Origin of the sequence: Amycolatopsis sp. NBRC 101858 (assembly GCF_030269325.1) — a bacterium.
Taxonomy (GTDB): domain Bacteria; phylum Actinomycetota; class Actinomycetes; order Mycobacteriales; family Pseudonocardiaceae; genus Amycolatopsis; species Amycolatopsis ponsaeliensis.
In genome coordinates, this window is record NZ_BSTD01000001.1 from 1179137 (window position 1) to 1193391 (window position 14255).

General features: G+C 70.3%; 13 protein-coding genes. 1 reads left to right on the forward strand and 12 read right to left on the reverse strand.

The window, feature by feature from the left end; genetic code table 11:
• Positions 1 to 13: 13 nt before the first annotated feature.
• A complete protein-coding gene (locus QSK39_RS05560) occupies positions 14 to 1507 on the forward strand; it encodes a S10 family peptidase (RefSeq protein WP_285476567.1) in 1494 nt (497 codons plus the stop codon).
• Between the two features lie 3 nt (positions 1508 to 1510).
• Here the strand turns inward: QSK39_RS05560 and QSK39_RS05565 are convergent, their stop codons facing one another.
• From QSK39_RS05565 to QSK39_RS05620, 12 genes are all read right to left on the reverse strand, one after another.
• Positions 1511 to 1765 carry a hypothetical protein gene (locus QSK39_RS05565; RefSeq protein WP_285476568.1) on the reverse strand — a complete coding sequence of 85 codons (255 nt, stop codon included), beginning with the start codon at positions 1763 to 1765 and terminating at the stop codon, positions 1511 to 1513.
• 17 nt (positions 1766 to 1782) lie between these two features.
• Positions 1783 to 2562, reverse strand: a complete 780-nt coding sequence (locus tag QSK39_RS05570) for a hypothetical protein (protein ID WP_285476569.1) — start codon at positions 2560 to 2562, stop codon at positions 1783 to 1785.
• On the reverse strand, positions 2559 to 3350 hold the full coding sequence (locus tag QSK39_RS05575; RefSeq protein WP_285476570.1) for a hypothetical protein: 792 nt from the start codon (positions 3348 to 3350) through the stop codon (positions 2559 to 2561). The genes QSK39_RS05570 and QSK39_RS05575 overlap by 4 nt, the downstream gene beginning before the upstream one ends.
• A 46-nt stretch (positions 3351 to 3396) precedes the next feature.
• Positions 3397 to 4188: a hypothetical protein gene (locus tag QSK39_RS05580; protein ID WP_285476571.1), complete on the reverse strand. Its 792-nt coding sequence runs from the start codon at positions 4186 to 4188 to the stop codon at positions 3397 to 3399.
• A 178-nt stretch (positions 4189 to 4366) separates the two neighbouring features.
• Complete coding sequence (locus QSK39_RS05585; RefSeq protein WP_285477937.1) at positions 4367 to 6058, reverse strand: S8 family serine peptidase; 1692 nt, start codon at positions 6056 to 6058, stop codon at positions 4367 to 4369.
• A 103-nt stretch (positions 6059 to 6161) separates the two neighbouring features.
• Positions 6162 to 7160, reverse strand: a complete 999-nt coding sequence (locus QSK39_RS05590) for an ABC transporter ATP-binding protein (protein WP_285476572.1) — start codon at positions 7158 to 7160, stop codon at positions 6162 to 6164.
• A complete protein-coding gene (locus QSK39_RS05595; protein ID WP_285476573.1) occupies positions 7153 to 8148 on the reverse strand; it encodes an ABC transporter ATP-binding protein in 996 nt (331 codons plus the stop codon). Before QSK39_RS05595 ends, QSK39_RS05590 begins: the two co-directional genes overlap by 8 nt.
• Before the next feature lie 6 nt (positions 8149 to 8154).
• The gene (locus QSK39_RS05600) at positions 8155 to 9108 is read right to left on the reverse strand and encodes an ABC transporter permease (RefSeq protein ID WP_285476574.1); all 954 of its coding nucleotides are present in this window, start codon (positions 9106 to 9108) and stop codon (positions 8155 to 8157) included.
• Complete coding sequence (locus tag QSK39_RS05605; protein ID WP_285476575.1) at positions 9101 to 10030, reverse strand: ABC transporter permease; 930 nt, start codon at positions 10028 to 10030, stop codon at positions 9101 to 9103. Before QSK39_RS05605 ends, QSK39_RS05600 begins: the two co-directional genes overlap by 8 nt.
• 89 nt (positions 10031 to 10119) lie before the next feature.
• Positions 10120 to 11745, reverse strand: coding sequence for a peptide ABC transporter substrate-binding protein (locus tag QSK39_RS05610; protein WP_285476576.1), 1626 nt, complete (start codon positions 11743 to 11745; stop codon positions 10120 to 10122).
• Between the two features lie 287 nt (positions 11746 to 12032).
• A complete protein-coding gene (locus QSK39_RS05615; protein ID WP_285476577.1) occupies positions 12033 to 12986 on the reverse strand; it encodes a Ppx/GppA phosphatase family protein in 954 nt (317 codons plus the stop codon).
• A gap of 27 nt (positions 12987 to 13013) precedes the next feature.
• Positions 13014 to 14180 carry a lytic transglycosylase domain-containing protein gene (locus QSK39_RS05620; RefSeq protein ID WP_285476578.1) on the reverse strand — a complete coding sequence of 389 codons (1167 nt, stop codon included), beginning with the start codon at positions 14178 to 14180 and terminating at the stop codon, positions 13014 to 13016.
• Positions 14181 to 14255: the final 75 nt, after the last annotated feature.

A 14255-nucleotide genomic window follows, 5' to 3' on the forward strand; every position in this document is an offset into this window, starting at 1 on the left:
CTAGGTTGGGTCCATGGCGGACACGACCCCCGAAGAGGCCCCCGAGAAGAAGGCTCCGGAGACGACGGAGATCCCGGCCGAGCCGACCGACGACATCGTCACGACCCAGCACACGATCACCGTGAAGCGGAAGAAGCTTTCGTACACGGCGAAGGCGGGCCGGATCGTGCTCCGCAAGGAGATCGTCAAGGACGGCAAGTCGGAGGGGCACAAGGCGAAGGCGGAGGTGTTCCTCACCTCCTACACCCTCGACGACGCCGATCCGGGCTCGCGGCCGGTGACGTTCGCCTTCAACGGCGGCCCCGGCTCGTCGAGCATCTGGCTGCACATGGGCCTGCTGGGCCCGCGCCGGGTGCTCTCGGGCGACGTCGACGACCTCGTGCCGCCGCCGTACGGGCTGGCCGACAACCCCGAGACGCTGCTGGCGCAGAGCGACCTCGTGTTCATCGACCCGGTGTCGACCGGCTACTCGCGTGCGTCCGAGGGCGGCGAGACCAAGGACTTCCACGGCTTCAAGGGCGACATCGAGTCGGTCGGCGAGATCATCCGGCTGTGGGTGTCGCGCCACCAGCGCTGGCTGTCGCCGAAGTTCCTGGCCGGCGAGTCGTACGGCACGCTGCGCGCCGCCGGGCTGGCCGCGCACCTGCAGGAGCGGCACGGGCTCTACCTCAACGGCCTGCTGCTGATCTCGTCGGTGCTCGACCTCGGCACGCTGCGGTTCACCGAGGGCAACGACCTGCCGTACTCGCTGTACGTGCCGACGTACGCGGCGATCGCGCACTACCACGGCCTGCACGGCGACCGGCCGCTCGACGACGTCCTGGCCGACGCCGAGGACTTCGCGGCGAAGGACCTGCCGTACGTGCTTTCGCGCGGCGCGCGGCTGTCCACGCAGGACCGCGCGGAGGCGGTCGCCACGCTGGCGTCGCTGACCGGGCTCACCGAGTCCTATGTGGACCGGGTGAACCTGCGGATCGAGCACGTCCGGTTCTTCACCGAGCTGCTGCGCGACCGCGGCCTGACGGTCGGCCGGATGGACGGCCGGTTCACGACGTGGGAGCCGGACGGCGGCCGCGAGCACATGAGCGACGACCCGTCGATCTCCCGCGTGATCGGCGCGTACGCGGCGGCGTTCAACCACTACGTGCGGGCCGAGCTCGGGTACGAGAACGACCTGCCGTACGAGCTCATCCACGAGGACACGTTCAAGGCGTGGTCGTACGCGGACTTCGAGGGCCGCTCGGTGTCGGTGGCCGACTCGGTGAGCGCGGCGATGCGCGCGAACCCGCACCTGCAGGTCCACGTGGCGTTCGGGCACTACGACGGCGCGACGGCCTACTTCGCGGCCGAGCACGTGCTGGCCCACCTGCAGATCCCGGAGGAGCTGCGCGACAACATCGACACGGCGTACTACCCGGCCGGGCACATGATGTACGTCCACGAGCCGACCCGGGTGCAGCAGGCGAAGGACCTCGCGAAGTTCGTCAAGAAGGCCTCGAACCGCTGAGCGTCACCGGTCCCTGGAGAGGTCTTGCTCCAGGGACCGGTGGAGCTCGTCGTGGCGCTCGCGCGTGTCCGCCCAGGCCGGGCTGACGTGCACGATCTCCTTGGCCTCGGCCAGGGAAGCGGCGGTCAGGACGCGGACCGCGCGGATGCTGTCCACCGGCGAAGCCCCGCCCTCGCGCAGGTCGGCGAGCACGGCGTCGAGCGGGACGCCGTCAGCCAGGCGCAGCTTGGCGGCTTCGAGGGCGCTGTCGTCGATCACTGCCCCAGTTTGCCTCGTCAGCGGGCCTCCGGGGGCGACCAGTCGACCTCGGTCCGCGCCGGCAGCGAGGCGCCGTAGTGGCCTGGCGGCAGCGGACGGCGGCCCCGGAGGTAGGCGGTCAGCTCGGCGGCCGCGACGAGCCCGGCGTACGCGAACAGCAGCGGCCCGTACCCCGCCGGCAGCCGGTGGCCGGTGACGGTGTCCAGGATCGGCGGCACCGCCGCCAGTGCGGGCGACGCCGCGTGGAGGTTCTCCGCCAGCAGCTGCCGGTACACCGCGAACGAGGCCTCGTCCTCGGCGAGCACCGGGCTTCGCAGGAAACTGGTCAGGATCACGGCCGAGCAGAGCGCGCTGACGCCGAGCAGGGTCAGCCAGCCTGCGGCGTAGGCCGGCGCCGTCGACAGCATCGACAGCGCGAGGGCCACGCCGCCGCCGTAGGCCAGCGCACTGGCCGCGACGAACCAGCCGCCGGGCCGCCCGCCCTTCGCGCCGGGCCACGGGCGGGTCCGCGCCGCCAGCTGACGCTGCCGGGACCGGATGGTCCGCCACGAAGTCAGCTGGACGACGAAGCAGACGAAGTACGCGGGCGTGCTCATGGCTTCGCCGAAGAGCAGCAGGTGGCCGAGCGCGCCGGCGAACGCGAGCACGGTGAACAGCAGGAGCCAGGGCAGGCTGCGGGCGAGGGCGGCGTTGCGCGTGGCCAGCAGCTCGTCGATGTACGGCGTGGGTGTCCACACCGGCCGGCCGCGGCTCGCCAGCCAGCGCAGGCCCGACTCGTGCTCGGACTTCGTGCTCATGCCGCCTCCCCGTAGCAGCCGTCCGCGGCCAGCGCCGGCGTCCGGCGCCGCTGGGTGACCGCCGCGACGACGTGCGCGCCCACCGCGAGCCCGACGTAGCCGGTCAGCCACGGCCAGGCCGGCGCGTCGCCGAACGCGAGGTCCGGAACCACCACCAGCACCGCGAGGAACGACGGCAGGACGACCTGGACGTCCTGCAGCCGCGCCACGAAGTCGACGGCCAGTGAACCTTCGTCCTCCGCGAGGACGGGCCGCCGGAGCACGCTGGTCAGGATCACCGCGTCGACGACGGCGCCCAGCACGAGGGTGCCGAGCCAGAAGAGCGCCCAGACCGAGCCGGCCGCCGCCAGGACGATCCCGAGCACGGCGCCCCCGCCGAAGGTGATCAGCAGCGTCGCCAGGTGCCAGCCGGTCACGACGTCCCGCCACGGCGGCCGCGGCCGGTCCAGGCGGCGGTCCCCCAGCTGCTCCGCCGCCCGCCGATCGGCGGCGCGGGCGTGGAGCCACGTCCGCAGCGACGCCCACGCGGCGAACAAGGACCAGTACCCGCCGGCCGGCAGGTCGCTGCTGCGGTCCACACCGGGCAGGAGCCGCAGCAGCGGGTAACCGGACATCCCGGTGAACGCCACCGCACCCATGACGAAGACGGCCGTGAAGGCCTCCGGCGCCGGCCGCCCGCGGCGGACGCTCAGCCGCGTGGTCAGCAGCGTGGTCGGCTCGGCCACCCGGACGCCGCGGCCGGCGAGCCACTTCACCGCCGCCTGCTCGTCCTTCGACAACACGATCATCGCGTCTCCCCCTGTCGGCCGTACACGCCCGAAGTGCCGGACGGGTTTAGCGGCCGTAGAAACCCGGCGGCAGCTTCCGGTGGCGCGTCACCAGCCCGCCGATCACCTCGGTCCCGATCGCGACGACCAGGTAGGCGAGCGCGAGCCAGCTCAGCCAGCCGGGCGAGAGCTCGTTGAGCACTGCCACGGGCGTCGCCGCGAAGGCGAACATCGCCGACGGCGCGTACCGGTGGGCGTCCTGGGCCCGGAGCAGGCCGTCGACCGCCAGCGACGTGCGATCCTCCGCGACGACCGGGGCACGCAGGATCCGGCCGAGAACCGCCGCGGTGGATCCGGCGCCCACCGCCAGCGCGAACGTCTGCGCGAAGGCGTCGAAGGACGGCGCGACCACGATCGTGGCCGCGCACAGCGCCGCTCCCCCGCCGAACGTGATCGTGGTGGTGGCCAGGTACCACCGGCCCACCTGCCGCGCGGCTTCCCGCAGGGCGGGCGGAGAGCCGGTGCCCACCCAGCGCTCGGCGACCTCGTCGCGGCGGCGGATCTCCCGCGAGCGGACCACCACGAAGACGGCGAGGACGACGAAGATCAGCCCGAACCGGCCGGGCACGTCCGCGAACGAGTGGCTCGCCGCGGTCGCCACGCCGAAGCCGACGGCGTACCACGGCACCGTCCGGGCGGCCCACTCCCGGGAGCCGAGCCGGAGCGAGAGCAGCCGGGTCGGCAGCCACACGCGGACGCCCCGCCGGGCCAGCCACGCCCGGGCGGCCGCCACCTCCCCGGCCGTCGGCTCGCCCGGCAACCACGGATCGACCGGCAACGCCGGTTCACGCACGTCCACCCGGAACCTCCCCCTTGTCCCGTTGTACACGCGGGACACCGGGGCGAGGTTGGCTCTTCGGGGCGATTACTTCGGCCGCCCGAAGTAATCGCCCGGGCTTCCCGTGGCGCCGGTCCTCGGCGATCCCCCGCACGAAAACGGCCCACCTCCGGTGAGAGGTGGGCCGTTTTCGCGAACCCTACTTCAGGTACTGCGACCCGTGGGTCACCGCCGAGTAGGCGTCGACGGCGCCGTGGCCGTAGAAGCCGTTGAACGACGGGTCACCCGCGCACGTCGCCGTGAACTCGGGGCCGCGGCCCTCGTCCACGTAGTCCACCGTCCGCGGGACCGGGCAGGCGATCTTCGACGCCGTGCCCTCGAGGACGCGCTGGACCTTGTCCGGGTCCAGCCCGAAGCCGGCGCCCGACTTCTTGCCGTACTGCGACACGATCAGCGCCGAGACGCCCGCCGCGTGCGGCGTCGCCATCGACGTGCCCTGGAGCCACTGGTAGTAGCCGACCCGGCCGTCGGCCGCCGTCGCCTTCTGGACGCCCAGGGCCACGCCGGCCGGGGTCACGTTGCCCGCGGCGTCGATGTTGCCCTCGGCAACACCCACGTTCTTCGGGTACGTCGAGAGGATCTCGTTCTCGACCGTGCGGAACCACGGCGTGCCGAAACCGTCGCGGAAGTACCCGCCCGGCGCGGAAACCGAGATCTGCTCGGTGCCGTAGTTCGAGTAGTCCGCCTTCGCCTGCGACGGCCCGAACGCGCCGACGCCGATCGTGTGGTTGCCCTCGACCGGGAGGTTCAGGCAGGAGCTGTTGTCGACCTGACGCGGGTGCGTCGAGTTGGCCGGGTAGTCCGGGCTCGTCGTGTCCGGCTGCGGCGCGCCGAGGTCGGTGTGCTGGTTGCCCAGCGCGACCACCATCGTGACGCCCTTCTTGTGCGCGTAGTTCAGCGCGCGCTGGGTCGCCTCGATGATCGTGCGCTGCTCGGCCTGCTCCGCGGCGGAGTCGGCCGGGTTCGCCTGGCAGTTGTACAGCCAAGGATCCGTGTAGAAGCTCATGTTGACGACGTCGATGCCCGCGTCGCCGGCGTAGGTCAGCGCGTCGACGGTCGGCTGCAGGAAGAAGTAGCCCGAGTCCTGGCCGGCGCGGATGTTCACCAACGTCACGTTCGGCGCCACGCCGGAGACGCCGAAGCCGTTGGCCGCGGCGGCGATGGTGCCGGCGACGTGCGTGCCGTGGCCGCCGTCGTCGTGGTTGACCGGGTCGACGCAGCCGCGGAACTCACACGGGCCGTCGACCTCGACGCCGTTGACGTCGAACGGGATGTCCTTGGTGAAGTTGCGCGAGTCGGCCGCGTCGAAGTTCGGCGCGATGTCCGGGTGCGTGCCGTCGATGCCGGTGTCGATGACGCCGACCTTGACCTGCTTGCTGCCCGCCTGCTTGGTGCGCGAGAGGTCCGAGCGGACGGACTTGAGGCCCCAGAGCTGGTCGTCCAGCGGGTCCATCCCGACGGCCTTGGTCGCGGCGGCCTTCTTGGAAGCGGCGCCGCGGCCTTCCTTCTCGGCGTTGTCGTTCTTGGCCTTCTTGCCGTTCTTCGGCAGCGAGCCGATGACCTGGGCCTTGGCCGCGCCGTACACGGCCCGGTTCGCCGAGACGCGCTCGGTGAACCCGGTGGCCGGGGCGCTGGCCTTGATGAGGCCGACGGCGGTGTTGGTCTCCAGCACGGTGCCGCCCGCGGCGCGGATCGCCTGCTGGACGGTGCCGATGCTCTGCGTGTCCTTGGCGAGCACGGTGAACTCGGTCGCCGGGCCGGCCAGCGCGGGCTGCGCCGACGCGACCGGGACCGCGACGGCCGAGATCGCCCCGAACAGCGGGACGGCCATGGCCGCGGCGAGAAGCCTGGGTCTTTTCACGTTTCTCCTCCTCGGGAAAGCGGTTCCTGCACCGTATAGACCGGACAATGCGCGTACAACGGCCAAACGTACGTTATGGAACAACCGACTTCTGCTCCGCGAAGTGACATGCTGACAAGTGACCGTCCGTGCGCGGGACGAGCTCCGGCACCTCGGTGGCGCACCGGTCCTGCGCTTTCCAGCAGCGCGTGCGGAACCGGCAGCCGGACGGGGGATCCAGGGGACTCGGGACGTCGCCTTCGAGCCGGATGATCTGCCGCTGCCCGCGCACGGCCGGGTCCGCCACCGGCACCGCCGACAGCAGCGCCTGGGTGTACGGGTGGGACGGTCGCTCGTAGATCTCCTCGTCCGTCCCGATTTCGACGATCTTGCCGAGGTACATCACGGCGACCCGGTTGGACAGGTGCCGCACCACGGAAAGGTCGTGGGCGATGAAGACGTACGACAGGCCGAACTCGTCCTGCAGGTCGCCGAGCAGGTTCATCACCTGCGCCTGGATCGAGACGTCCAAGGCGGACACCGGCTCGTCGCAGATGATCACCTTGGGCCGCAGCGCGAGCGCCCGCGCGATGCCGATGCGCTGGCGCTGCCCGCCGGAGAACTGGTGCGGGTAGCGGTTGAGGTGCTCGGGGTTGAGCCCGACGACCTCCAGCAGCTCCTGCACCTTCTTCGCACGCGAGCCCTTGGGCGCGACGTCGGAGTGGATCTCGAACGGCTCGCCGACGATGTCGCCGACGGTCATCCGCGGGTTGAGCGAGGTGTACGGGTCCTGCAGCACGATCTGGATCTCACGCCGCAGCTTGCGCAGTTCGTTGCCGCGCAACGAGAACATGTCACGGCCTTCGAACTTCGCGGTGCCGCCCGTCGGTTCCTCCAGCCGCATCAGCACCTGGGCCAGGGTGGACTTGCCGCAACCGGACTCGCCGACGACGCCGAGCGTCTCGCCGGGCATCAGGTCGAACGAGACGCCGTCGACGGCCTTGACCTGGCCGATCGTGCGCTTGAACAGGACGCCGGTGCGGACCGGGAAGTACTTCTTCAGGTCGACGACCGAGAGAATGGGCTCAGGCACGGGAGTTCACCACCTCTTCGGCGAAGTGGCACGCGCTGGTCCGGCCGAAGCCGATCCCGCGGGGCGCCGGGACTTCCGCGGAACAGCGGTCCTCGGCCCGCTTGCAGCGCGGGTGGAACGGGCAGCCCGGCGGGATGTCGAGCAGGCTCGGCGGCAGGCCCTTGATGGTTTCCAGCGTCTGTCCTTTGAGGTCGAGCCGGGGCAGGGAGTCCATCAGCGCGGCGGTGTACGGGTGGGCCGGCGCGCGGAACAGCTCGACGACGTCGGCCTGCTCGACGATCCGGCCCGCGTACATCACCGCGATCCGGTCGGCGACCTCCGCGACCACCCCGAGGTCGTGGGTGATCAGCACCAGGCCCATCTTGCGTTCGGCCTGGATCTCCCCCAGGAGGTCCATGATCTGGGCCTGGACGGTGACGTCGAGCGCGGTGGTCGGCTCGTCGGCGATGAGCAGGTCCGGGTCGAGCGCCAGGGACATCGCGATCATCGCGCGCTGGCGCATGCCGCCGGAGAACTGGTGCGGGTAGTCCTTGATCCGCCGCTCCGCGGCCGGGATGCGGACGGTGTCGAGCAGCTCGATCGCGCGCTTGCGGGCGTCCTTCTTGGACATCCCGAGCCGGACCGTCAGCTGTTCCTCGATCTGGAAGCCCACGGTGAACACGGGGTTCAACGCGGAAAGCGCGTCCTGGAAGATCATCGCGATCTCGCTGCCGCGCACCTCGCGGCGGCGGTCCTCGGACGCGGTCAGCAGGTCCTCGCCGCGCCAGCGCACCGCGCCGCCGGTGATCACGCCGGGTGGCATGTCGAGGATGCCCATCACCGTCTGCGCCGTGACGCTCTTGCCGGAGCCGGACTCGCCGAGCACCGCCAGCGTCTCCCCGGAGTGCACGGAGTACCCGACGCCGTTGAGCACGTTCGCCACGCCGTCGGAGGTCCGGAACTCGACGTGCAGATCCTCTACTTCGAGCAGGAGTTCGTTGTCGGACAAGGGGATCTACCTCGACTTCGGATCGAGCGCGTCGCGGATGCCGTCACCCAGCATCACGAAGGCCAGCACGGTCAGGGTGACGAAGGCACCGGGGAACAGCAGCATGTGCGGGTCCACCCGGAAGTAGTCCCGCGAGTCGCTGATCATCACGCCCCACGAGATCACCGGCGGGCGCACGCCGATGCCGAGGTAGGCCAGCGTCGCCTCGGCGCCGATGAACGCGCCGAGCGCGATGGTGGCGTACACCAGCACCGGCGCGAGCGTGTTCGGCAGCAGGTGCCGGAAGATGATCCGCGGGGTGCTCGCGCCGAGGCCGCGCGCGGCCTTGACGTAGTCGAGCTGCTTGGCCACCAGCGTCGCCGAGCGCATGATGCGCATCGCCACCGGCCAGCTCAGCACGGCGATGGAGCAGACCACCTGGACGATGATCGTGACCGCGCCGGGGTTCGAGCCGGGCGCGTTGAACGTCGTGAGGATGACGATCGCGCCGAGCACGAACGGCAGGCCCGCGAAGATGTCGCCGAAGCGCGACAGGACGCTGTCGACGAACCGCCCGTAGTAGCCGGCGAAGATGCCGACGAGTGATCCGAAGAGGACGGTCAGCAGGGTCGAGAACACCCCGACCAGCAGGGACGCGCGGGCGCCGTAGATGGTGCGGGCGTAGACGTCGTAGCCCTGGTTGTCGTAGCCGAACCAGGCGTCCGCGGACGGGCCTTCGTTGGCGTGCGTCAGGTCGCTGAAGCCCGCTTCCCGCGAGCTGAACAGGCCGGGTGCGATGGCGATCAGCACGATCAGCAGGATGATCACGGCCGAGATGACGAACGCCGGCTTGCGCCGCAGCTGGCGCCACGCGTCGCTCCACAGGCTGCGGGGCTTCTGCGGCCCGGTGCCGGAGTCGTCGATGCGGGACAGCTCGGCCGCGTCGGCACCGCCGCCGCCCACCAGGTTCGGGTCAGTCATAGCGGATCCTCGGGTCGAGAACGGCGTACAGCAGGTCGACGATGAGGCTCATCAGCAGGTAGACCAGCACCAGCAGGACGACCACGCCGACGACGGTCGCGCTCTCCCGGTTCTGGATGCCGCGGAAGATGAGCCCGCCCAGGCCGTTGATGTTGAACACGCCTTCGGTGACGATCGCGCCGCCCATCAGGGCGCCCAGGTCGGTGCCGAGGAAGGTGAGCACCGGGATCACCGAGTTGCGCAGCAGGTGGACGCCGACGACGCGGCTGTTCGGCTGGCCCTTCGCGATCGCCGTCCGCACGTAGTCGGCGCGGCGGTTTTCGGCGATGCTCGTTCTCGCCAGCCGGGCCACGTAGGCCATGGACAGGCTGCCGAGCGCGATGCCGGGCACGATCAGCTCGCCCACGCTGGGGTTGTCGGACACACTGGCCTCGATCAGGCCGAGGCCGTTGCTGCCCAGCGCCAGCTGCAGCACGATCGCCGTGACGAACACCGGCAGCGAGATCAGGAACGTCGTCGAAACCAGCACGAGGTTGTCGAGGAAACCCTTGCCGCGCAGGCCGGTCAGCACGCCGGCGGTGAGCCCGATGAGGGCCTCGATGACCACGGCGATCACGGCCAGGCGCAGCGTGATCGGGTACGACGTGGCGATCAGCTCGCCGACCGAGGTGCCGTTGAAGGTCTCGCCCCAGTCGCCGGTGAACAGGCTCCCGAGGTACTTGAAGTACTGCACGAAGATGTTGTCGTCCAGGTGGAACTTCTCGGTCATCTGGGCGATGTAGGCCGACGGGCAGGCGGCCTGGCCGCACTTGCCGGAGAACGGGTCGCCGGGCACCGCCCAGACCAGGACGTAGATGAGGAAGGTGGTGCCGAAGAACACCGGGATCAGCTGGAGCAGCCGTCGCAGGACATAACGGGTCATGACGTTCCTAGTGCGCGCCGGCCGTCGTGAGCGGGAGAAGGCTCCCGCTCACGACGGCGTGGTGGTGGTTGCGGCGGATCAGCGCGGCACTACTTCTTCAGGACCTCGATGGACGGGTAGTCCGGCATGCGCCGGAAGTCCAGGGCCGCCGACTTGAGGTTCTTCGACTTCGCCGCGACGCCCTTCTCGTCCCACACCGGGATCGACGGCAGGTCCTTCGCGACCAGGTCCTCGGCCTGCTGGTACAGCTTGACCGCCGCGTCCTTGTCGGCGGTGGCGTCGGCCTGCGCGAGGATCGCGTCGACCTGCGGGTTCGAGTAGCTGGAGTCGTTCGAGGACCCGCCGGTCTTGTAGATCGGGTTGAGGAAGTCCTCGATGGACGGGTAGTCCGCCGACCAGTCGGACCGGCCCATGCCGGTCAGCTTCTTGCCGGTCACGATGCTGCGCCACTGGCCGAAGTCGGTGGCCGGCACGAAGTCGCACTCGACGCCGAGGGTGTTCTTGATGCTGTTGCACGCCGCGGTCAGCGGTTCCTTGCGGCCGCCGTCCGCGTTGGACGCGATGGTCAGCTTGCCCTTGAAGCCGGACTTCGCGAAGGCCTCCTTGGCCGCCGCCGGGTCGAACTTGCAGAACTGGCAGACGCCGGAGCGGGCACCGGTGATGCCCTGGGCGACGTACCCGTCCAGCGGGACGTAGGTGTCGTTCATGACGGTCTTGGTGATCTGCGCGCGGTCGATCGCCATCGAGATGGCCTTGCGCAGTTCGAGGTTGTCGTAGCCCGGCACGTAGTACGGCACGGCGATGGTGCTGACGCCGAGCAGCGAGCCGGTGACGAGCCGGTCACCGAGGTCGGCTTTGTACTTGCCGCCCGCGACCGCCGACGGCGGCAGCGCCTCCATGAAGTCGAGCCGCCCGCTCAGCAGGTCCTGGTAGGCGGTCTCCTGGCTGGAGTAGATCTTGATGTCCAGGTCCTTGAAGTGGACCTTGTCGTCACCCTTGTAGTCGTCGTTGCGGGTGAGCTTGATGTCCTGGTTCGGCGTCCGCGAGACGAACTTCATCGGGCCGTTGCCGATCGGGTGCTGCTCGAAGGCCTTGGGGTCCTTGAAGAACGAGTCGGGCAGCGGCGCGAACGCCTGGTAGCCGACCTTGATGTCGAACACCGAGAACGGCGCGTCCAGCGTCACCTGGAACTCGTAGTCACTCTTCTGCACCAGGCCGGACATCTTGTCGGTGGTCGGCTTGGCGTTCTCGTCCGCGGGGTGGACGTCCTTGTACCCCTGGATGTTCGAGTAGAAGTCGGTGTTGAGCTGCCCGTTCGGGGCGTAGGCGCCGTAGTTCCAGGCGTCGATGAAGTTGTGCGCCTTCACCTCGGTGCCGTCGTGGAACTTCCAGCCCTGCTTGATCTTGATGTCGTAGACCTTGGAGTCGGTCGTCGTGATCGAGTCGGCCACCAGGTTGAACGGCTTGGCGTCCGCACCCTTGAAGCCGACCAGCGTCGCGAACATGACCTGGATCGCCTTGGTGCCGCCGAGGTCGTTGATGTTGGTCGGGACCAGCGCGTTCTGCGGTTCGGTGCCGTAGACGCTGACGGTGCCGTCCGGGTCCGTCTCGCCGGCTCCCGCGGAGCTGCCCGAACCGCCGCCGCACGCGGCGAGCGCGAGCGCCAGCGAGGTCATCACCACCGTGGGTCCCCAGAGCCTGCGCGAACGACGCATGTCCCCTCCATCTCCGTCTGTCCGAAAGGTGAGACGCACGCTAGCGGGGGCGGTGAAGGTGATCACAGGACTGCGGTGTTGCAAATCAGTGACGGTCGTCAGGACCACCTGGTTGGAGCACAACCAACGTAGGAATTCGGGTACTCCGGACGGAGTAGCGCGGACACGTGGTCATCGCGCGCTCACGTTCGGTTCGTTTTGGATTCTCGTTGCGGCGCAAGCTCTTTCGGATGTCCGAAAGGGTCGGTGGAGTGCTTGTCAAGAGGCCTTTGTGGCCGGAACCGGACTCAGGCGAGCGAGAGGGCGATGCCGTCCAGGATGTCGTGCTCGCTGACCACCAGCCCGGTCGGGCCGCCGCGGGCCGCGAGCTGCTCGGCGAGGGTCTGGACCACCACCGCGCCCCCGGCGATCACGTCGACGCGGCCCGGGTGGATCACCGGGTTCGCCGCTCGCGTCGCGTGGTTCTCGGCCAGCAGCTTCGTCGCGAGCCGGTCGATGTCCGCGGGGCCGAGCTTCGACAGGTGGACGCGGTCGCTGTCGTACTCCGTCAGCCCGAGCGCGATCGCCGAGAGCGTGGTCACCGTGCCCGCGACACCCATCCACGTGCGGGCGCGGGCGACGTCGACGACGTCGAACGCCTCGGTCAGGACCTTGCCCGCCAGGTCGCGGGCGGCCGCGATCTCCTCTGCCGTCGGCGGGTCGCTCTTCAGCGCGCGCTCGGTGATCCGGACGCAGCCGATGTCGACCGACTTCGCCGCGCTCACCTCGGCCTGCCGGCCGTCCCAGGTGCCGAGGACGAGCTCGGTCGAGCCGCCGCCGACGTCGGCCACGACGAACGGGCCGTCGTCCGGGTCCTGCTCGCCGACCGCGCCGGTGAAGGACAGCCGCGCCTCTTCGTCGCCGGTGATCACCTCGGCCTCGACGCCGAGGGTCTCGCGCGTCATGCGGAAGAAGTCGTCGCGGTTCTTCGCGTCGCGGGTGGCGGAGGTGGCGACCATCCGCACCTTCTCGACGCCCTTGCGCCGCGCGGCGACCGTGTAGTCGGCGAGCGCGGCGCGGGTGCGTTCGAGTGCCTCGGGAGCCAGCTCGCCGGTGGCGTCGACGCCTTGGCCGAGCCGCACGATCCGCATCTCGCGGTGCAGGTCGCGCAGGTCGACCGTGCCGTCGTGGCGCGGCGTCAGCTCGGCGACGAGCAGGCGGATGGAGTTGGTCCCACAGTCGATCGCGGCAACACGAGGCATGCGATCACCCTAACCGGCGCGAACTCCTCAGGTCGGCGGCGGCACGGTGGTCGTGGACGGGACGGCCGAGGTGCTGACCGAGGTGACCGTCTGCCCGCACGTCGGCGTCGGCGTCGGCGTAGTGGTCGGATCGGTGGTGGTCGTCGTCGGGGTCGTCGTCGGCGACGGGCTCGTCACCGTGGTCATGCTCGTGATCGTCGTCGAGATCACGATCGTCTTCGGCGGGGCGCACACCGGCGACTTCGTCGTCGTCGGCGGCAGGGACGTGCCCGTCGTCGGCGGCGCGCTCGGTGTCGTGGTCGGGACCGGGGGCGGCGGGATCGCCGGCGGGGGCGGACCGGCCGCCGCGTTCGGGGCGCCGACCGGGACCGTGCTGTCCGGCACCTGCATGATCCCGTTGCGGTAGGCCTCGGCCCACAGGATCACGGTGTTCACGTACGTGTCGGAGTTGTTGTAGCGGTAGATCGCGCCGCGCAGCTGGTCCGGGTTCGCCAGGTCGAAGCCGCCGGAGCAGAGGTAGCGGCCGGTGGCCAGTGCCGCGTCGAAGATGTTGTTGGGGTCGGACTTGCCGTCGCCGTTGCCGTCGGAGGCGTACCCGCGCCAGGTCGCCGGGATGAACTGGGTCGGGCCGACCGCGCGGTCCCACACCGGGTCCGTGTCGAGCTCGCCGTGGTCGGTGTCCGGGATCGCGGCGAACGCGCCCTGGCCGTTGAGCTCCGGGCCGAGGATCGGCTCGCGGGTGGTGCCGTTCGCGTCGACGTACCCGCCGCGGGCATGGTTGGACTCGATCCGGCCGATGCTGGCGATCAGGGCCCAGTCGATGTGGCACGCGGCCTGCTCGCGGCCGAGGATGTCGGCGGCGTTCTTGTACGCGGCGAGCGCGGTGGCGGGGATGCCGAGGGGGCCGTCGGGGAGTTCGTACGCCGGGAGCGGCAGCGGGGTGGGTGCGCCGGGGAGGGTGCCGTCGACGGCGATCTGCTGGATGGCGGCGTGCCCGGGGTCGTAGCCCTGGCCGAGTGCGGCGTCGCGGGTGTGGTCACCGGTCCCGCCGAGCCAGCCGAGGGTGATGCCGCCGGCGAGCAACGCCGGGATCACCGCGAAGATGCCGGTGATCAGGGGGTAGGCCGTGCGGTGGCGGAGCCCGAATCTTCGGGTGTGGCTCCCGACTGCGTCAGGCAGTCGCCGCACGCGCATTGCTCTGAGCCCTCCTGGCCGGTTCGGTCCCACCCTCGGGTGACAGCCTGCCGTACCCGGGGCGCGGTTTCACCC